The 20,454-nt window shown below is 37.6% G+C and carries 19 protein-coding genes; 9 read left to right on the top strand and 10 right to left on the bottom strand.

From position 1 onward, the window contains the following. Nucleotides 1-14: 14 nt before the first annotated feature. The 5 genes from CPS_RS08265 to CPS_RS08245 all read right to left on the bottom strand — a co-directional run bounded on the left by CPS_RS08265 (nucleotide 15) and on the right by CPS_RS08245 (nucleotide 5,336). The gene (locus CPS_RS08265) at nucleotides 15-779 is read right to left on the bottom strand and encodes an NRDE family protein (RefSeq protein ID WP_011042691.1); all 765 of its coding nucleotides are present in this window, start codon (nucleotides 777-779) and stop codon (nucleotides 15-17) included. A gap of 161 nt (nucleotides 780-940) precedes the next feature. Then, nucleotides 941-2,188, bottom strand: coding sequence for a sensor histidine kinase (locus CPS_RS08260; RefSeq protein ID WP_187148294.1), 1,248 nt, complete (start codon nucleotides 2,186-2,188; stop codon nucleotides 941-943). A gap of 17 nt (nucleotides 2,189-2,205) precedes the next feature. Further along, a complete protein-coding gene (locus tag CPS_RS08255; RefSeq protein ID WP_011042689.1) occupies nucleotides 2,206-2,877 on the bottom strand; it encodes a response regulator transcription factor in 672 nt (223 codons plus the stop codon). A gap of 28 nt (nucleotides 2,878-2,905) precedes the next feature. Beyond that, nucleotides 2,906-4,345: an ArnT family glycosyltransferase gene (locus CPS_RS08250; protein ID WP_011042688.1), complete on the bottom strand. Its 1,440-nt coding sequence runs from the start codon at nucleotides 4,343-4,345 to the stop codon at nucleotides 2,906-2,908. Further along, nucleotides 4,338-5,336 (bottom strand): glycosyltransferase family 2 protein, encoded by a 999-nt coding sequence (locus CPS_RS08245; protein WP_011042687.1) that lies wholly within the window; start codon nucleotides 5,334-5,336, stop codon nucleotides 4,338-4,340. The genes CPS_RS08250 and CPS_RS08245 overlap by 8 nt, the downstream gene beginning before the upstream one ends. Before the next feature lie 147 nt (nucleotides 5,337-5,483). Between CPS_RS08245 and CPS_RS08240 the strand changes: the two genes are divergently transcribed. Together CPS_RS08240 and CPS_RS08235 are read left to right on the top strand one after the other, a co-directional pair. Then, nucleotides 5,484-5,876: a GtrA family protein gene (locus tag CPS_RS08240; protein WP_011042686.1), complete on the top strand. Its 393-nt coding sequence runs from the start codon at nucleotides 5,484-5,486 to the stop codon at nucleotides 5,874-5,876. 417 nt (nucleotides 5,877-6,293) lie between these two features. Continuing rightward, the gene (locus CPS_RS08235; protein ID WP_011042684.1) at nucleotides 6,294-7,370 is read left to right on the top strand and encodes a cytochrome-c peroxidase; all 1,077 of its coding nucleotides are present in this window, start codon (nucleotides 6,294-6,296) and stop codon (nucleotides 7,368-7,370) included. Nucleotides 7,371-7,450: 80 nt separating this feature from the next. Here the strand turns inward: CPS_RS08235 and CPS_RS08230 are convergent, their stop codons facing one another. The 5 genes from CPS_RS08230 to CPS_RS08210 form a co-directional block, all read right to left on the bottom strand. Continuing rightward, complete coding sequence (locus CPS_RS08230; RefSeq protein WP_011042683.1) at nucleotides 7,451-8,425, bottom strand: c-type cytochrome; 975 nt, start codon at nucleotides 8,423-8,425, stop codon at nucleotides 7,451-7,453. A gap of 231 nt (nucleotides 8,426-8,656) precedes the next feature. After that, entirely contained in the window at nucleotides 8,657-10,708 is a 2,052-nt protein-coding gene (locus CPS_RS08225) for a TonB-dependent receptor domain-containing protein (RefSeq protein ID WP_011042682.1), read from the bottom strand. A gap of 143 nt (nucleotides 10,709-10,851) precedes the next feature. Next, nucleotides 10,852-11,655 (bottom strand): DUF4198 domain-containing protein, encoded by an 804-nt coding sequence (locus tag CPS_RS08220; protein WP_011042681.1) that lies wholly within the window; start codon nucleotides 11,653-11,655, stop codon nucleotides 10,852-10,854. A gap of 147 nt (nucleotides 11,656-11,802) precedes the next feature. Next, complete coding sequence (locus CPS_RS08215) at nucleotides 11,803-12,237, bottom strand: DUF2271 domain-containing protein (protein WP_041736818.1); 435 nt, start codon at nucleotides 12,235-12,237, stop codon at nucleotides 11,803-11,805. Nucleotides 12,238-12,292: 55 nt separating this feature from the next. Continuing rightward, entirely contained in the window at nucleotides 12,293-12,826 is a 534-nt protein-coding gene (locus CPS_RS08210; RefSeq protein WP_011042679.1) for a PepSY-associated TM helix domain-containing protein, read from the bottom strand. 166 nt (nucleotides 12,827-12,992) lie between these two features. On the opposite strand from CPS_RS08210, the gene CPS_RS08205 reads away from it, so the two are divergent. The 7 genes from CPS_RS08205 (at nucleotide 12,993) to CPS_RS08175 (ending at nucleotide 20,421) form a co-directional block, all read left to right on the top strand. Beyond that, nucleotides 12,993-13,664 (top strand): response regulator transcription factor, encoded by a 672-nt coding sequence (locus CPS_RS08205; RefSeq protein WP_011042678.1) that lies wholly within the window; start codon nucleotides 12,993-12,995, stop codon nucleotides 13,662-13,664. An 89-nt stretch (nucleotides 13,665-13,753) separates the two neighbouring features. Next, on the top strand, nucleotides 13,754-14,365 hold the full coding sequence (locus tag CPS_RS08200) for a MotA/TolQ/ExbB proton channel family protein (protein ID WP_011042677.1): 612 nt from the start codon (nucleotides 13,754-13,756) through the stop codon (nucleotides 14,363-14,365). A 10-nt stretch (nucleotides 14,366-14,375) separates the two neighbouring features. Continuing rightward, complete coding sequence (locus tag CPS_RS08195; protein WP_011042676.1) at nucleotides 14,376-14,786, top strand: ExbD/TolR family protein; 411 nt, start codon at nucleotides 14,376-14,378, stop codon at nucleotides 14,784-14,786. After that, on the top strand, nucleotides 14,758-15,189 hold the full coding sequence (locus CPS_RS22845; protein ID WP_138140255.1) for a biopolymer transporter ExbD: 432 nt from the start codon (nucleotides 14,758-14,760) through the stop codon (nucleotides 15,187-15,189). The genes CPS_RS08195 and CPS_RS22845 overlap by 29 nt, the downstream gene beginning before the upstream one ends. Further along, the gene (locus CPS_RS22840; RefSeq protein ID WP_049757806.1) at nucleotides 15,186-15,971 is read left to right on the top strand and encodes an energy transducer TonB; all 786 of its coding nucleotides are present in this window, start codon (nucleotides 15,186-15,188) and stop codon (nucleotides 15,969-15,971) included. Before CPS_RS22845 ends, CPS_RS22840 begins: the two co-directional genes overlap by 4 nt. A 167-nt stretch (nucleotides 15,972-16,138) precedes the next feature. Beyond that, on the top strand, nucleotides 16,139-17,257 hold the full coding sequence (locus CPS_RS08180) for an efflux RND transporter periplasmic adaptor subunit (protein ID WP_011042673.1): 1,119 nt from the start codon (nucleotides 16,139-16,141) through the stop codon (nucleotides 17,255-17,257). Continuing rightward, nucleotides 17,257-20,421 carry an efflux RND transporter permease subunit gene (locus CPS_RS08175; RefSeq protein ID WP_011042672.1) on the top strand — a complete coding sequence of 1,055 codons (3,165 nt, stop codon included), beginning with the start codon at nucleotides 17,257-17,259 and terminating at the stop codon, nucleotides 20,419-20,421. Before CPS_RS08180 ends, CPS_RS08175 begins: the two co-directional genes overlap by 1 nt. Nucleotides 20,422-20,454: the final 33 nt, after the last annotated feature.

Below are 20,454 nucleotides of genomic sequence, written 5' to 3'. Positions count from 1 at the left end.
TAATAAAGAATCAGTTAATCAAAAACCGTTGCTAAATTAAATTGTTGCTTAGTAATACACTCACCAGAGGGCGCATAACTACGGTCATAGGTTTCAACATTACCTTCGACATCTTGCGTGATAATAGTGGTTGTTCGTGTCCCATAGGTAGGTGATTTAATAAAAATGGCACTGAGTAGTTGTTCCCATTCCTCATCAAGGCCTGTTTCAGGCAATAAATGCGGTAAAGCTTGTTTGTCATTGGTCATTAAATCAAACAAGGCTTCAATGGATAAGTTTTTTTGTGAACGTATAGTCTCACTTAGCAGCTTTTCTCCTCTTGCCATTTTAGGCCAAATATCATCTAACGCACCATTACAAATGCTATGCACTCCATCACTAAGCTGATGACTTTGATTATTTACACTGTCATAACAGTACAGTTGCTTCAAAGAACCATAGATGAGGTTAAAGCCGTGATATTGGCTTGCTTGCTGAGCCAACTCAGCTGTCATGTTTATTTTAGTGTCGGCTAAAGCCTGTAAAACAAGATCGCCCCTAGATTTTTTAGGTGCCTCACTTAAGGGGAGTTTTCTAAAGTTAGTTAATGCGGCAAATTTTCCCGTTGACGATAAACCTAACCAAGTCCCGCCTGCTTGCAGATCTTTTCCTGCCAAGATATTGGACTCTTGCCAGACATGCATAGCCTGCGTTGGACGTTGATGAAACTCATCTCTATTAGCACAAATAATCAAGGGATACTTTGGGTGTTGCTCGATAGCAATAAATAATATGCACATGAATGAATTCTTAAATCGGCTTAAGTTAAGGCTTAACCTGATTATTGCACCCTACCAAGGTAGTGACTATCTAATAATTGTTAATCTAGGTAATAGACTTAACAAATAATTGAGTAAAAAATAGATGCCACATTACTATTTCTTATCGTTGTTAGAAGTAGTTAGAGTTCACTTACAGCAGACTCTTGATTAAAAATAACCGAGGCTGTACAACCATCACCTTGGTTATTTTTGATATTGAATTGCCAGTGGTATTTTTCGCAAATATCCCGAACAATATTAAGACCTATGCCAAAACCTTCATAACCTCGAGGTTTTGCATCAAGCCCAACACCATTATCAATAACATCAATTCGTTGTGGTGAAATAAATAAACTAACGTTACCTTCAACACTACAATTAATGGCATTTTTTAATAAGTTTTTAATGACTGCAGCAAATAATAGCGGTTGAACATTTAGGCTAAAGTTACATTGTAATTCTTGATGGAAACTAACCTGATTTGCTTTTATTGTAGATTCAAAGTCTTGTACTATTTGTTGAATAAACTCATCAGAAATATCAACATTGATGGTATCGCTATCTTCATTTCTCGCCATTAACAAAAAAGTGTGGATTAACTGTTCCATTTCAATAACCGCATTATCAATTCGGCTAGACTGCTTTTTGACTTTTTCATCGTCTAATCGCCGTAAAATGCTTATGCCACCACGGATAACTGTCATAGGCGTACGTAACTCATGACTGACGTAGCGAGTAAAAGCTTGCTCTCTCATAAAAGCATCTCGGATCCTGCTGCGATAACTATTGATGCTAGTCAGCATCTGCACCAACTCTAATGATAATTCGCCCTGAATTGATAATGGTGTATATTTTTCGTTATCATGACTCTCTAATTTATTGGCCAAAGTCGAAAATGGCGTACTAATACGTTTAGCCATTTTTATAATAAAGAGTGCTGCGATAATATAGATGAGCAGGCCAAGTCCAAATATCACCGTTTGAAAAATAGCGAACTCTGTATCGTCCCACTCAATCGCATCAACATCTTCCAAAGCATAAACGATGGCCAAACCTTTGTTCGTCATAACTTGTTGCGCAAACACACTGTATTCACTGTCATCTTCAAAATGAAAACTGATACTTCCCTGCCAGTTTTTATTGAGTCGTCGTTTTATTGATGAGGGCAAAATATCATATTGATCATAAATTTTTAGCATGGGGTCAATTTGTATTTCACCATCAAAACCTTGGCCAAATAACTTAAAATGGTAAGGTGAAATTAATGCTAAACGTCGCTCACTACTTTGATTTTCAGTGTATAGGACAGTATGGTAAAAAATAGCCCCATAAAAAACCAGCAGCACCATCGCCCCTAATAAATAAACTCGTATAATTTTACTACTCATAGGTTTAGCGTTATTCATTAAGCTGGCACCAAGCGATAGCCCAATTTAGGTACCGTCTCTATAATATTGTCTGTAAAGGGCTTATCTACCTTATGACGAAGCTGATAGACATGTTTTCGTAATATATCTTGGTCGGGTAAATCATCAGACCACAATACTTCTTCTATTTCTTGACGAGAAACCACATTGGGTGAATTTTTAACTAACAGATTCAATATTTTAAAACAAATAGGGGTTAATTTTATTTCTTGCTTACCCCGCCATACTTGATGGGTATTTATATCGAGAGTAATAGGGCCACAAGTCATTTGTGTGATAAAACCTGACCCTGAATGACGACGAGTAACACTGTGAATGCGTGCTTCGAGTAATTCTAAATTGAAAGGTTTTACAATATAATCATCGGCTCCTTGGCGAAGTCCTAGTAACATATCATCATTAGTATCTCTTGCAGTTAACATGATAATTGGCGTGTTATTGCCCTCAGCTCTAAGTTGCTGACAAAGACTAATACCATCAAGACCTGGTAACATGATATCTAGAATAATACAGTCAAACTTTTGAGATTGTGCTAAGGATAATCCCAAATTGCCAGTAGCAGCATAATCGAGGTCAAAATCTGATTCTTCAAAGTAATCAAAAATAACTTCAGCAACACTTTGACAATCTTCTACCAGTAATATTTTCAAACGATAATCCTTAACTATATTTATTTTATTAATTGCACTTTAATAACAGACGTTTTTTTGTTTGATTAGTTCCAACACAGATAGGGTCTAAAATAGGTTTTAATACTTCAAAATCACTATGTATTATCCCAATAAAAAAAGATTCGTCCGACGTTAACAAATTAATTAACTCATCTTTATCTGTAAGTAATTGCGCTTGGCCTTTGGAGTAAAATTGAGCACTAAAAGGTCTTTTGTTCCAATAATACAGTGGTGTATATTGGGAAAAAGTTCGATTAACCCCAAGTAGTTCAGACTCACTCTTTTTGTTAATAACCCCAAGGTTTAATAACGTGATGACTAAACCTAATAAGGCAAAAGAAACTAAAGCTAAGTAGTTACTAGTTTTTGTCAATCGACAGTTTAATGCAACAAGCACTGCTAGCGCGCTGAACCCAGGTAATACATAAATAGGTAAAATATTACCAGCTAAGGTAAACAACAATAATGGCGATATCATCCAACAAATTAGATATTTATTTATGCCTAAGGCCTGGAACCTGTTAGAAGGTAACTCGACACCACGATACCTTTTAATGATTAACCCTATGACGATAAAAGACCATGGGCTAGCACAAACCAGCCAGTACAACCAAATAATGCCTCTTGGTTTAATATGCGCCGTACCGTATAGATCACCTTGCCAGCCTGACACAAGGAATCGCTGAACATGTTCGCCAATTATAAAATACTCTAAAAATCCTGGCGTGCGTATCTCAGCCCAAACGTACCAAGGTAAGGTCAACAGCAAAAATACCATCATACCGGTTAACCAAGGCAAGCTTTTGATTGCGAGCTTAAAACAACCTTGCCATAAGCTCCAACTGACCAAAGATATTCCAATCAGCACCACAACAACAGGACCTTTAATTAGCATACCTAATGCTAGAGCGACAAAAAATAAATGCCCAGAGACAATTTTATCTTTTTGGCTATAGCATTGCCAATAGCCAACCATAGCTAGGGTGTATGACATTAATAATGCGCTATCCGTCATCACCATGCCTATAGCGATAATAAAACCAAGGCTTGAAGTAAGTATCAGCAGAGAAAAAACAGCCGTGTTTTTGTTTGTCAGTGATTTAGTAAAACGATAAACCAAATAACCCGTGATTAACCCACAGGCAAAATGGGGTAAACGCGCACTAAACTCACTAATGCCAAACCAAGAAAAACTTAATGCACTGAGCCATGTTTGAAATGGGGGTTTTCCCCAAAAAGGAATGTTGTAGTCAAATTGAGGAGTCACCCAATTATTGGTTTCGAACATTATTCGTGCCATTTCACCGTATCGCGCTTCAGTCGTATCATAAAGTGGAAATAGCCCTAAAGAGACAAGTCTAATGACAATCAATGATAAAATTAATGTTGCAGCCCAAAATACCAACGACGTTGTTACATTACTATTATGATTCTCTGAATCAACCATGCTTTTCCACCATCGAACTGACGAGTGTATTTCGTTCTTTATCCATAATTAAATATATGGGTCTAGCCTTGGCTTCAGCATATATGCGTCCTACATATTCGCCTAAAACACCAATCGCTAATAGCTGTACGCCACCTAAAAATAATTGTATTAACATCATTGAAGGATAACCAGCAACGGCTTCACCAAAGACTAAGGTTTTCAACAAAATCCAAAGTCCGTAGCCAAAAGCAGAAGCTGAAATCAATACACCGGCCCAAGTTGATATTCTTAATGGTTTAACACTAAACGCGGTGATACCTGATAATCCTAATTTAACCAATTGAATAAAAGACCATTTAGTTTCCCCTGCTACGCGTTCTGGACGCTCAAAACTAATAGTGGTTTGTTTATACCCTGGCCAAGAAAGAATGCCTTTCATATACCGACTTCGTTCAGATAGTTTTTTGATATCTTCAATAACTCTGCGGCTCAATAACCTGAAGTCGCCAACATCTTTTTGTAAAGGTACTTCTGATAAATGATCAAGCAATCGGTAATAAACGTGCGCTGACCAACATTTAAATTTGGACTCGCCAAGTCGTGCACTACGTTTCATATTAACGACATCGAAACCTTTACGCCAAGCGGTGAGCATGTCAGGGATCAACTCAGGCGGATCTTGTAAATCAGCATCTAACAATATAACAGCTTGGCCTTTCGCATTATCTATACCAGCAGTCATGGCCGCTTCTTTGCCAAAATTTCGACTTAGGTTTATACATTCGATATTGGCGTAATGGCTATTTAAATCCAACATAACATCCCAGCTATCGTCACAACTCCCATCATTAACATAAATAACTTCAACGCTGTCTTCAGAGAGAGTACTAAGTACTTTTGCTAAGTGATGGTGAAATATTGGTAGCATTTCTCGCTCATTGTAAACGGGCACAATGATGCTTAGGGTTATTTCATTTTTAGTCGATGACTCATTATTTACAAGTTGCATTTTTCTCTCCAAAATTTATTCTGGAGCTACTTTAAAACAAGTGAAGTCTAAAAAAAGTCACTATCATCTCAACAAGGTTAGTGACACTTTTTAGACCTTACACAGGATAAGCTTGGCTCATAGTTATAGTCATTGATGTGGGAAGTTATGGAGCAGTTTAAAAAATTTTGTCTTATTGGTGGTATGGGATTTATTGTTGATAGCCTGTTTTTTATATCTTTAAGCGAACTCACTGACAATATAATGTTAGCAAGATTATTATCATTTTGGTTAGCCGCCTCTGCGACTTGGTTTGGCAATAGAATTTATACCTACGGTCACCAAAAATTTACCAATGTCATTGCTCAATGGTGCAAGCACTTATTAACGGCTCATTTCTCTGGTTGCTTGAACTTGCTGGTATTTTGGTACGCAAAAGAGGTGACATTTATTCCCATTGCATTTTGTCTTGGCATTTTGGCAGGTTTATTTAGCAATTATTTCATTACGAGTCGATACGTTTTTGTAAGCACAAAAACATCTCGCGTCAATACCGATTAATCAACTTACTAATATGCGTACATTTGATACTCATATACCTAATTTATACCCGTTATAGTTCAAAGTGCAGAATTTAAGTGGGAATTAAAATAACTTTAGGCAAGGTAAATAATTTAAGCATAGTCATTCTACGGGTTAATTATTTAACGCAAAATAAAGTCATTTTAAACCCAGCTAAGAAACGCTTGAACAACATCACTTCATCGTTGCTGTGATTAATAAGGGACAACCATTATTTCATCACAGCGTCTTGAATTGAAATGGCTCAAGCACTCTGAAACATTCATCTTGATTGGTAACGGGTATATAAGACATTTCATAGACCTACAGCCTGACAAACTTACAACCTTTGTTTACCGCTAACTTGACTCTGCCCTAGAGTCTACGCGTTTTAAACCAATCATGAGGTAGTTTCATATGAAACGATTACACTTTAATTTAATCACGTTGGCTTGTGTCACTTTATTTGGCTGCGAAAATCCTGACGGGATAGCAGATGATGCACAAACTAGAGATTATTCAACAATTTTTACTCCCTTACCGTCAAAAACCATCTACCCGTCAAATAACCCTTACAGTGAAACCAAAGAACGACTAGGTGAATTACTTTTTTGGGATCCAATACTCTCAGGTGATAAAGACACATCATGTGCCTCATGTCACCATCCTGATTTTGGTTGGGCTGATGGACGTATATTATCTATCGGTTCCGACGGTATTGGCTTAGGACCTCAAAGATACGGTTTTCAGGTAACGTCCATTCATGCTCCTACAATCATGAATGTTGCTTATACTGGTATCAAAAACAATGAAAGCGATAGTAGCTTTGTTTCTGGCGGATATTTTTGGGACTTGAGAGCTGATACTTTAGAAGAGCAATCCTTAGGGCCAATTAAAAATCCAGTCGAAATGCTTGGCTATAATAATAATGAAAAAGAAATTATGGCCGACATTGTTGAACGCTTACGACTTATTCCTGAATATGTGACTTTATTTGAGCAAGCCTTCGGCGTAACAGAGGCTGTATCCAGTGAAAACATAGTAAAAGCCATAGCAACTTTTGAAAGAAAAATAACGAGTCCAAACACACGATTTGATCGATTTCTTTCTGGAGAGCAATCAATTTTCACCCAACAAGAAATAATCGGTCTCAACAAGTTTATCGATGGAGGCTGTGCTCGTTGCCATTTAGGACCAATGCTGTCAGATAACATATTGCATCTTGGTGAGGCTATTATTGGAACAGATATTGTTCGTACACCAAGTTTGAGAAATATATCCTATACAGCGCCATACATGCATGATGGTTCACGTGCTAGATTGATTGATGCAATAGCTGATTATGAAAATAGAGGCGATCTAGACGTAACAATTGGCGAAGATGATTTTGCTGATATAGAAGCATTTTTGCAAACAGTTAATACCGATGACTTTTACAAGGGAATACCGACTATTGTGCCAAGTGGTTTGACCGTTGGTGGCAATATTAACTGAGAGTAACTGAATTATACTGGAGTTAGCTGAGTAAATTACAGCAACTCCAGCTTATTTGAGTTTGAGATCATTAGCCAATGTTAGTTAACTGATAAAGACGTTAAATAAGCTGAAATATCAATAATATCTTCATCTGTTAAGCCATTTACTACACTTTGCATCATCACTGCTTGCCCGCCATTTCTAGTTTTACCTTTAAATCCGTGTAATTGACGAACAGTATAACTACCAAAGTTACCTATTATCGAGGGAGCAATAGCGCTACCGCTCAAATCGACCCCATGACAACTAGCGCAAGGCGGGGTTTTAGCATTACCTGCGCTGACTAAGGCTTTACCTCTTGCTAAGCTGCCTTGAGGGACATAGCTAACAAAAATGCTGTCAGGGTTACGCTTATTCACTTCTATGGGGTGATCGGGAATTTCAACGATACGATCACCTATTACTTCCATAACATAGGGCTGAGCAACAAGTCTCATGCGAGTATCATCTATATAGGTTTTAAGCACCTGCGAAGTTTCAACAACTGTAGTGACTTTTTTGGGTGGAAGTGCTGAAAACCAATCACTAACCTGTTTAATTTCTGCATTATTTAACGTCTTGGCCATTCGATTCATGTTTCCAGAATAATCGAGTCTCGAGCCGTCGGCAAAAGCTTTCATTTGCCGTTGTAAATACATACTATCAAGACCAGCTAGACTTGCAGATTCAGGATGTCCTCCCCCTGAAGCTAGGTGACACAAAGCACATGCCCACACGTTAGGCGCTTTCCCCATTTTGACGATGCTCGGCATCTTTTCGTGCTTATTCGGAAACCAATCAGGTGCATTAAATTTATTATCAATTTGTTGCTGAGTATAATGCTGATCACTTCCTACAATACTAAATAGCGCTTTATCATTATCTTGATCGGTCTTTTTACTTTCATGTACAACTCCCCGTTTGGGAGTAGACCAATCAGGAGCTCCCGTTATTGGATTGTCTGCATACGAAGTAGAAATCATTAAACTTACAGCAATGAAGCCATAAAACTTTATATTTGAACCATTACTCATCAAAAATCAACCTGAACATTAAAAATAAAAGGACAGTAATAATAGACTTCGCCACGTCATATAAATGTCCACTTATTACAAGTTTTTGATTAAATGATTTCAATAGTTAAGTTGATGCAAAAAAACAATTGAAGGGATTTAATTTAAAGATGCTATGCACCATAGAGTTCACATTAATTACCGCTACTAATCATTATGTTGATAGCGGTATTGCTTAGTTTACCTCGACACTTAAAATGCGTAGCTCATTTTCACGTTGATACTACGACCTTCTTCATAAAACTCGATTGGATTTTTAGGGTCACCATTTCTCTCAAAATCCATTCGCTGTGCATAACCACGATCAAAAAGGTTGGTAATTGATAAATTAACTTTAAATCCTTTTATTTTCTTTGGTTCATAAGTTGAAAATATATCCATAGTAAACCAGCTTCCTACACCTTCTGATGGGATATCTTCAATTTCTCCACCAGCGACTAGTTGCTGGGTTGGTGTTTTATCATGAGTAAAAGCAAAGGTCGCACTCGTACCTAAAACAAGCTCATCATTAACGTTATAATTACTAATAAGGTTAATTTTATCGGATGGCATATCAGTTAAATACCACCCGGTGTTTTTATCTATTCCTCGAGTTTGTCCATAACTTGCTGATAAGTCCCAATCTCCCAAGTGATAATTTGTACTGAATTCAAAACCTTTTAATTGTGCTTGACCGATATTTACTCGCTCCCCGTCGGGCCATTCAGTACTATAGAGATCGGTAATAAAGTCTTTGATATCATTTTGAAAAATATTTACTCTGCTAACCCAAGAGTCGCCTTCAGAAAAAATGCTCTGGTAGTCAAAAACCACACCTAACTCTTTGTTATCCGCTCGTTCCGATTTCAGCTCTGGGTTTGGTTTAAAACCTCTGCCAGACGTAAATAACGAGCCATTACCTGGGGCATTCAACGCTTCAGCATATGAGGCAAAGAATTTTATTTCATCATTAAAGTGATAAAGCATATTCAAAGACTTAGAGACTCTACTTTCAGTACGACCATCTCTTAATAAAGCCTCGCCTTCTAAACCAATCGCATTGGAGGATTCAATGTAGAAAGAGTCATATCTTACGCCTGGAATAATTTCGAACGAATCACCGACGGGCAATTGCATGTTAATCCAGGTGGCGAGCTTGATTGAATTGCTTGAAGCCTCACTACCGGCACTTTCATCTTCAATGATCTCTCCTGTCTGCGTATCAGTTTTGAGAATAGCGCCTGTGTGGGTGGTAAAATGCCCTGAAGTCCCATAATGTAGTAATCCAAAATCCACTAGCGAATTATTGCCGATACTGTAGCCAAAACTCTTATCTTGTATATCCTGAGTCCCCTCAACATCACCTCTTTCTTCTTCCCATGAGAATGAATCTACATTATTGAAATACACAGATGCTTGTAAATCGAGTAATTCATTATCACTTGCCTGGTCGGTCCAAACTAGTGAACTACCGGCATATTTAGTATCACGATATCCAACATCATTTCTCACTTGAAAAGTGCGGCTGTCATCATAGTTTACAGTGAAGGTTAAACGTTGGTCGGCATTAAACTGATTACCAATTTTAATTAAACCTGATTGTTGATCCCCTCGTGTTTTGTCATAAGTCCCGCCAACACCACCGATTTCATATGCGTCTCGCTGGCTTGTTTGACCAGACACTAAATAGTCAAGCGTATCTGATTTACCAAAAAGTGATAAACCATAATCTTGTTGTGCATTATTACTGCGATAACCTAAATCAATCTTAGTGCCAAAAGTGTCACCTTCCGCCAATAGGTCAAGGGCTGATAATGTTTCAATAGTAATCTTACCCGCAGCAGCGCCAGAGGTTGGACCCGCTGTAACCTTAATATTTTTTATAAAATTAGGGTTCAAGTACCAACTACCTCGCTTAGTGGCGAAATTACTTTGATAAATACCATCAATAGCAACATAGGCATGGGATTGTGGTAAACCACGAATAGAAACATTCTCATTACTTGGCGTGGGCCCTCCCAATACATCAACATTAGGTAAAATTTGTATAGCGGCAGGTACGTTTTTACTGCTGATATTGCTAATCGTTTTAGCATCAACTGCAGTAATGGCTTGAGGAGATCGTACGGACTCTTGTATATCGGTATCACTGGCAATTACGGTGATACTATCAAGTAAATATTTATCTTCGTCTGTGACTTCTGCTATCGCTAATTGACTACTCAAGGCTAAGCAGACTGCCACTGAAACTTTTGATGTATTCATTTTGGTTTAATCCTTATATTACAAATAAGAATCATTATGATCTAAAGCCTGTAACTCAATTGTCACAACTGCGCTGGAATAACTGGAAGAGTCGACGACGAGTACAACAGTTGCACTCGTCGATTTTAAAATTCTAGTTCTTTTTACTGAGTAATTTCAAAAGTTAAAAATTTTTCAATAGATCTAAAGTCTGCTTTTACATTGTTTTTTAAGGGTAAACCATATTCAACACCTAATAAATAACGTCCTGGATGTTTAGGATTAAACGTTACCTGACCTTTGTCTTTTGATGTTATGTCCACTTCAATTTTATCACTGTCTTGGTAATAAAATTCATTCAGGCTTTTCAGCGCAACTTCAGCTTCAGGGATAGGTTGACCATTATAAGTTAAGGTAAAGCTTAATGGCTCACCCGCCCTTAATTTGTTAGGGTGCTGCATTAATACGATTTGCAAACCATCTTTACTGGTTTGTTTTACGTCACTAAAGCCGTTATAGCTTACGTATGTTTCGGTGATAATTTGCTTTTCTACTGTTTTTTCAGGTTTAGAGCCTTTAGGTAAGGTGTGATAGTCTGTTTTTGGCATACGAATTTTATGCTTTTTACCTGCTTCATCAAAATAAAAAGAAAGAAAAACTTGTGTCATTGGACTTTCAAAGTGATAAGTACCCGCTTCATTGAACTCTACTTCAAAAACTTCTTTAACCTTACCTGAATAATCAGCAATAATTTTTTTAGATTGCCCGTTCGGTGAACTCATTTGAAGAGATTTAATACCATGATTCGCTTCTGCAATGTAGGCTTGAGCAGAGCGAGATACGTCTAATGCAAAAACGCTCTGTTCATCATTGTTTATTTCATGAGTATCTGCTTTTATCCAAATATCATGAGCTTGTAGTGAAAAACAGGTAGATAATAAAGCGCTTGCTAGTAAAGTTTTATTCATTAGGAGTTTCCTTTAATTAATAACTCCTGTCATTATTACGCAATCAGGATCACTGAATTATCACCCTGCTCTGACAAATTTTACATTCATAGGATTTTACACCGCAGAACTTAACTCACTCACTACAATTTGGTGAATAATTCTTTGCTAGTCGTTAATGGCTAACTGAGCGCAAAGCACGACTATTTCTACTTTTCCCTGAATACATGCATCCTTTGAGGATAGAGGAAAATATATTAACTCTCTGCTGCCATTTTCACGCACAACTTCTAGCGATATATATTGCCAAATACCTTCTATTTCATAGCTATAATTAAATTTCTTATTTATATTTGTTGCACTGGTAACAGCATCACTCTCACTTCTATTTTCACGCGCAATATCACGCCAGAATTTTTTTAAATCCCTTAACCATTTGACCTTCTCTCTGATTACAACGAGTGCTTTATGCTGCTTTTTATCATTACTTAACCACAGCGCAAAATAAGGAGGCTGATGTTTTGTTAGAAAAGGAGTTAGCTCAATTTGAACAAACAACTTCTGTGCGAATAAGGCTTCCGTGTTGGCTGAAGAGTTATTCATAAAAATTATTCCACACAATAAAGTTATGCAGAACGTCAATGCTGATTTCAATTTTTTACTCCATTAATAATATAAAAGTCGCTAGGCTTAACGATAAAAATAAAAGATAATTTCGACGTTTTTTATGGTCTCTCAGACTCAACCAAACTCCCGTAATGGCAATAAAAATGAAGACAACGGCAGTAACATCTGAAATTATTTTCCAGCGAATACTAGTATAGCGACCTTGATGCAACTCGTTCAGTTGACTCACTAAACCAAAATCACTCCTTTCGATAAATAACTGTTTGTCTTCGATATATAACTCAAGTCTTTTACCTGGACTGGGTAAAGAAAGCTCTTTGTTCAATATCAACTGCTCAAGTTCTTTCGTATTTAAAGCTAAAGGCAATTCGCGTAAGAGAAGTTGAATGCTTTGCACATCCTCCTTCTCGATGACATATTGACTAGTACTTTGTTTGGGCTCTGCTTCAAACATCACCCGATGATTCAAGCTAATTCCCGTCAATGAAAAAACTAATAGCAAAGTACAGCAAATTAAAGAGCAATAGACATGCAATTTCCGAAGGTGTTTGTTCTTTATTTTCATAAAATATGACTAACAAAAAGACTCATAAAAAGTGAAATATAGCATGAACAACTTCACACAAAGATCAATCCTCAGACCCCATACATCTTGACATTTTGTAGACATTCAACCAAGTAAAGTACAGCCACTACTACGATTGATAACAATTTACATTTACGATTCAACCATGATCCTATTAATTGAAAACGACATGCAATACGCTGAATCTATTGGCAACTTCTTAGCTGAACACAACACTGAACTTGACTATGCCTTCAATGGGATCTCTGCTTTTGAATTAGCATCATTAAATAAATATGACGTTATTATCATTAGTTACGAGATTGTTAAACTACACTCTCTCACTCTATGTCACAGGATCAGAAACGAACTTTTTGTTAGCACACCCATTATATTCTTGGGTGAAAAACATGACACTCAGAACAAAATTGCTGCATTTAAAGCTGGTGCCGATGATTTTATAAACAAACCAATATCCTATGAAGAGCTGCATTGTCGTATTAAGGCGTTGTCACTTCGTGGGCCTCGCAGAGATATTGGTAAACAAACCGTAGCTAAACTTCAAATTGACTATAACTTAAGAACTGTCACCTGCGATGAAACCACAGTAAAACTTCATTTTCTACAGATGAATATCTTAAAGGTGTTAGTGCAGCATTATCCCAATACCGTATCACGACAAATGCTTGAACAAGAGATATGGGGTGAAGAGTCTCCCGCAAGCTCTCCTCTTAGGACACATATTTATCGTTTACGCATGGCAATGGAAAAACCTTTTCGCCAACCAATAATCGACACTGTTTATGGTCAAGGATATCACCTAGCTCACCCCTTTTAGTTTACTTTAGCAACAGAACGTAATTTTGCTCACAATAAATATTGTGTGAACGAAAAACTCAAAAAATAGCAAATATTTCAGGAGATAAAATGGTCCCTCAATGGTTAGAACAAGGAGGCTGGAGCTTATGGGTATTAATCGCACTGTCCATTATTTCAGTGTCAATCGCGAGTTATAAACTTGCACAGTTCATCTGGTTTGGTGTCGCTAATAATCGCTTTTATGCGCTATGGTTAGAAAAATTGACTAACAATGCACTGTCGGCCAGTTATCGAAAAAAGCACAGTGACACTTATTTACTTAACCAAATTACAAATCATGGGCTTGCTCAGTCAAAAGCTCATCAAAATAAAGATGACTTTGAAGTAGTGATGGAACAATACGCTACCAATAAAATTGAAGAAATGCGTGGCGGATTAAAAACCCTCGAAGTTATCAGCATGACAGCTCCGTTACTTGGCCTTTTAGGTACAGTTTTAGGGATGATAAATGCTTTTGACCAGATGAAAAACTCAGGTATGCAAATTGACCCAAGCATTCTATCTGCTGGTATATCTCAAGCCCTGTTAACAACTGCAGCAGGACTCATTGTGGCATTACCGGCGCTATCACTTTGGCATCTTTATGAGCGCATGCTAGCTAAGGCACAACGTCAAATTGAAACGGTATTAACAGAAATATCAATCAGAACACAATGGTAAGCATAAGCGTATGAAACTATCAGTAAAACCTAAAATATCGCCCATAGTCAGCTTAACACCATTGATTGATGTGGTATTTATTTTACTGATTTTCTTTATGTTAGTCAGTCAGTTTATGCAACTACAAAAACAGAGCATTCCCTTAGGCACGATGGGACAAGCATCTACCGCAGCACAGGATAGTGTAAGTATTGACATCATCAAGAATGAAGATGCAACGGCTATAAGCTATCGCGTTAATCGTAGTGCGATGACCTTTTTACAACTAGCGTCATATTTGCAGAAAAATAAGGTTTATAAAGTGTTACTGAAGCCAGCCGCGAATATAAAACTGCAAACGTTTATTAACGTCAAAGAAAGCTTATCTAATTTAGGTATAAGAAAAATTAACAGTGAATTTATTGGCTATGAAGTTAACTAAAACAGTAATAGGGAATCCGGTAATAGAACCGATGTTACCGCTGATCAACATTATATTCTTATTGCTGATATTTTTTATGGTATCTGCGCATATTGCGACGCCCATTACTGGGATTACGCTCCCCAACCAGTCAAAGGAAAATCCATTAGAGCACCAAAACAGTTCACAAGATAAGTGGCTTTTTGTCAGTAAAGACGGTGAATTAACTTATCAAAAAAACACCATGGACATCAAAACTTTAGCGACAAAGTTCAACGATATAGAAGAGCTTTCATTATTGGCAGACAGTGAGATAACGACAGGAATGTTAGAAAAAACAGCCAAAGAGCTCAGTAAAGCGGGAGTTAAAAACATCAAACTAGTCACACAGCTATCGCTGCCGAAAAAACAGGATGAGTCATGAACTGGCAAGCAAAGCCTATCGCGACAATAGTGACAGGATTAACTTGTGCGCTGTATTTTAACGTGATTTTTTGCGAAGAAATAGAAAGAGGCGGTAGAAAAAATCATCAAAGCTTGCAAGTAGTTGATATGAAATTGACCTTTGCAAGTCCGCTGGCAAATAAAAACACAAAAAACAATCAACAAAGCCCATCACCCGAAGTGTTGCACAAACCCCCAGAGCCAATTCATAAAACGCCTGTACTTAAAGCTGTGGCCACAATTAAAAAACAGGTGAAACACTTAGTTTCCGTATCGGTACAAAAACCTGTACCTGTAAAAAAGGTCGAGATAGAGCTGGCGAAGAATAATAACAATACAAAACCTAATGAAAATGATGTCGAAAAAAATAACGAAGCTACAACGATTGAAAATAGTAGCGAGTTATCGCATCCCCCCTCTCTCGTTAAAAGTACCAATAGTGTTGAAAGGAAGCCAAGTACTGGCGTGGAATCAGCTTTGCAGTTATACATGACGCAAGTGCGTGATTATATTGCTAAACACAAGCGATATCCTAAAGAAGCTAAAATTAGAAGACACCAAGGAAGAGTGAGCATCAGCTTTATTATTGATGCCGATGGGCGGGTATCGGAATCTAAAATAGTTAAGTCTTGCAAGAGTCGTTACATTAATAAAAGCGTTAAAGTATTACTTTCAAAACTCAGATTTAAAGTAGCACCGAAGACAATAAGACATCAATTTCCTAAGACTATTTTATTGGAAGTAAATTATCAATTTAGCTAACAAATTATCTAACCGTTTCAGCATCAGTACAGTAAACGATGATGCCTATATATCTCCTATCATTAGCGTTAACGCGCATAGTTGTTAGTGACATAAATTAGACCTGTGCAGCACTATAATATTTATCCTTTCAATCAAGCTATCCGCCACAATACATTGGACACAGCATGCAACATTTCATTTTTAAGCCATGGACGGCAATCATCGCCTTGGTCGCAGTTATTAGCTCTGCCGCTATTTTAGCAACATCACCAACCCAAGAGTTGTCCGCACAAACGGAAAAGGTATTATCGGTAAGTGTTATTGATGTTTTACCACAAGTATTTACGCCAAGTTATCAAGCTTTTGGAAAAATTGAGTCGCCTCACCTATTATCATTGACGGCTCAAGTTGAAGGAGAAATAACGTATATTAATAAAGCATTTATTGAGGGAGCCCACCTTTTAAAAGGCGAAATAATTTATCAAATAGATGGCAGTGACTATCGACATAAGTTAAAGCAACGGAACAGCGAATTAAAAATCGCTCAAGCGAACTTACAGTTAGAACTTGGTGAGCAAAAGGTTGCAGAAAGAGAGTATCAGCAAATTAGTGCTGATTTCAGTGGTGAAAACATCATTTTGCAAAAGTCACTGATGTTGCGTCAACCACAATTAGAAACAGCAAAAGCAAATGTTACTATCGCACAAAGCAATGTGAATCTTGCTAAAAAAAATCTGCAAAGGTGTGTTGTCGTCAGCAGTGAAAACTATACCGTATTAACGAAAACGATTTATCAAGGAAGTTTTGTTAACAAAGGCGATAATTTGGGAGAATTGGCGCAACTTTCAATATTACGGGTTTCACTCGCTGTTCCCAGAGATATCGCGACAGTGTTAAGCATAAACCAAGTCGTTAATATTTCAGCTGAGAGTAATAACAGTCATCAAGCATTGGTATCACAATTATCGCCTAACTTGCATGATAATAGCCAATTGCAACAAGTTTACCTGAGCATAATAAACCCAGAAAAACCCTTCATCTTGGGAGAGTTCATTACTGCCGACTTAACATTAACACCACAAAAAAACACGTTAAAAATACCGCTTAGCGCGATTGACGATAGTGTTTTCTGGGTTGTAAACGAAGACAATAAACTATCGGCAAAAGCTGCAAAAATTATTTGGCAAAACGAGAGCTATGCCATTATTAATAACAATATAGCCAAAGGTGAATCAATCGTTACCAGTGCAATTGCAGGTGCACAAGAAGGCATGCTAGCAAATATCGTGACGGGAGTTTTGTAATGACAGCAAAGAGCTTAATGAAAAGCAAGAGCATAACGTCAAATAAAAGCATACTGTCAGCTCCTTCACTTTGGATGATTGATAACCCTATAGCCTCAAGCTTATTAACCTTTTCGATTATTATTCTTGGCTTACTGTCGTTTAATAGTATTAACCAAGAGAGTAGCCCTTCGTTTCAGATTAATGAAATTTTAATCGAAACAAGTTACCCGGGTGCCACGCCAAAAGATATCGAACAAGGTATCATTTTAAGCATTGAACATCAGTTAAGAGACAATCCTAATATTGACCGAATAAGCGCCAATGCCTACGAAGGCTCAGCTGAAATCATAGTAGAGTTAATTGAAGGCGTTAACCCTGACACTATATTGTCGCAAGTTAAAAACAGTATCGAGGGCATAAATAGCTTCCCCGTTGAAATGGAAAATCCAACGATTACCTTTGTTGAGGAGCTTGACAGTATTGTTGAAATTGGACTGCATGGTAATGTATCAGAATTGCTGCTCTACCGTGAAGCCTCACAACTAAAACAAGCGATGTTAGACGCACTTGATTTAGCAAAAATTGACATCCAAGGTGCACGTTCCCCTGAAATAGTCATTGAACTTAATCAAGTAAAATTACGTCAATATCAGCTCACTTTAGCGCAAGTTTTATCTAAAGTGAAAACATCGGTGACCGATGTACCTGCTGGAAGTATTAATACGCAAGGTGGTGAAATTTTAATTCGAACCTTGGGTCGAAAAGAATTATCCGAGCAGTTTTCAGACATAACTATCATTACTGACGACAGTGGCAATAGCGTGACACTCGCTGACATTGCAACCATTAGCGATAGCTTTCAAGGGCAAATAAGACCGTTTAAAGTCAATAGTGACGCAGGATTAGAGCTAAAGGTTTATCAAAATAAAAACAGTAAACCAATAGAGATAAGTAAAGAAATTAACGCATTTATTACGGACTATCAATCAGAAATACCCGCAGGATTAACGTTAACCATACTGCAAGATCAGTCGGATCCTTTTAGTCAACGTATTAACTTGTTAATTAGTAACGGTCTTATTGGCATGTTGTTGGTTATCTTAGTGCTATCCATTTTTCTTGATTTAAGATTAGCTTTTTGGGTAAGCATGGGCATACCTATTTCGATTATCGGCACCTTAGGACTTATGCCATTACTGGATATTCCTATCAATATGATCACCCTCTTTGCTTTTATCATTACCTTAGGAATACTGGTTGATGATGCGGTAATTGTTGCTGAAAACATTTACCTGAAAATACAGCAAGGTATTACGATGAATATTGCTCTTAAAGATGGTGTGAAAGAGATGACTTTACCTGTGGTATTTTCAGTGACAACTAACATTATTGCGTTTATCCCTTTGCTGTATGTACCGGGTGAACTTGGTGTTATGTATAAACCCATGACCTTACTCATTTTCGCCATTTTTACTGTCTCGCTTATCGAAGCCTTATTGATTCTACCCCTTCATTTACGACATATTGACAAGCCAATGCGTTTTCGCGTTATATCTAACGTTCAAGCTCATTGCTTTAAGCGTTTCGATCACCTTAAAACAGCCATTTATGCTAAGTGGTTAAGAACCAGTTGTAATAACCCTGTTACGATAATTATCATCTTCTTATCACTGGCTACACTGGTTTTCTCGTGGGTTTATAGTGGCCGAGTTGATTCAAGCTTTGTGCCTAAAATTGAATCTACACGAATAGATGCCGAGGTTGAATTTCCAACGGGCGCGCCGTTAAAAAATAAAATCGACATTATTAATTATATTGAAGCGGCAGGTATAAAAGCTATTGAGAGCTTAAACGGGCAAGACGATTATAAGTTTCGCATGCAAGATATTGGCTCAAGCAGTGGTTCGTCAACTTTTATGATTGTTACAGATGATCAACGCAACTTTACCGCTAAAGAGTTTGTCGATGCTTGGCGGATAAATATTGGTGAAGTACCTGGCGTTAAATCAATTTTCTTTGATTATCAAGTTGGTCCAGGTGGCGGCAAAGAACTGGTAATAGAATTGGGCCATAAAGATGCTGATATATTAACCCTTGCTGCCAAGGAGTTAATGAACGGACTCAATAGAATATCAGGCGTAACTGACATTGATAGCGCTTTGATGGATGGCAAACTCCAATACAACCTTACGCCAACACCGTTAGGAAAAAGTCTTGGTTTTAACAGTGACAATTTAGGTGAATTGATTCGTTTACGCTTTTTTGGTGGCGAAGCCATTCGACAAATAGTGGCGGGCGACGAAGTAAAAGTAAGAGTGATGATGCAAAGAAGTCAGCAGTATTATGCCAATCAACTCAACCGATTAATCATTACGGCGCCTAATGGCGACAGTGTAGAATTAAGCCAAGTTGCCAGTATTACCACCACTAAAGCAGCCACAAGCATTAACCGTGTTGACGGCATTCAGTTAGTGGAAGTTACCGCCAGTATATTACGACAAGTAGCCAGTGCCTCGTTGATACTCAAAACGATTGAAGAAGACTTACTGAGCAATTTAAGCGCTAAATACCCAGAGCTTGAGGTAGAACTTGGCGGTGAGGCTCGAATTGAATCTAAAGTTAATGCGGAAATAATAAAAGGCATAGGCCTAGCATTCGCGCTTATTTTTGCCATGTTAGCGATAATATTTCGCAGCTATCTGGACGCTATTTTAGTACTACTTATTATTCCCTTTTGTTTGGCAGCCGCTATGTTAGGGCATATTGTGATGGGTTATTCGTTTAGCGTGATGAGCTTATTTGGCATGATTGCGCTTTCTGGTTTAGTTATTAATGGCTCATTCGTTATGTTGCTTAAAGTTAAAGCCTTGAGAAAGGAAGGTATGGGTCATAAAGAGGCGGTAATTGAAGCTGCTTTGAATCGCTTTCGCCCTGTGGTACTAACAGCAGTAACCACTGCAGCGGGTTTATTTCCTATGCTGTTTGAAACATCAACACAGGCATTATATTTAGTGCCGATGGTCATTAGTTTAAGTTTTGGTTCAGTATTCTCTATTGCCACAATTTTGTTGTTAAGCCCGGCAATGTTTACGTTATCAGAGCAATTTAAAGTCAATAATGAAAAAACTGAATCACTAACCAAGTCGACTATAAATACCTCGAAGGTAAGAGCATTCGGTTAGATATATCATCAAGGATTAAAGTTATTTCAATGC

This window comes from Colwellia psychrerythraea 34H (assembly GCF_000012325.1).
GTDB classification, from domain to species: Bacteria; Pseudomonadota; Gammaproteobacteria; order Enterobacterales; family Alteromonadaceae; genus Colwellia; species Colwellia psychrerythraea_A.
The sequence above is the reverse complement of the archived record's forward strand: the minus strand, read 5'-3'. Positions and strand labels throughout refer to the sequence as shown.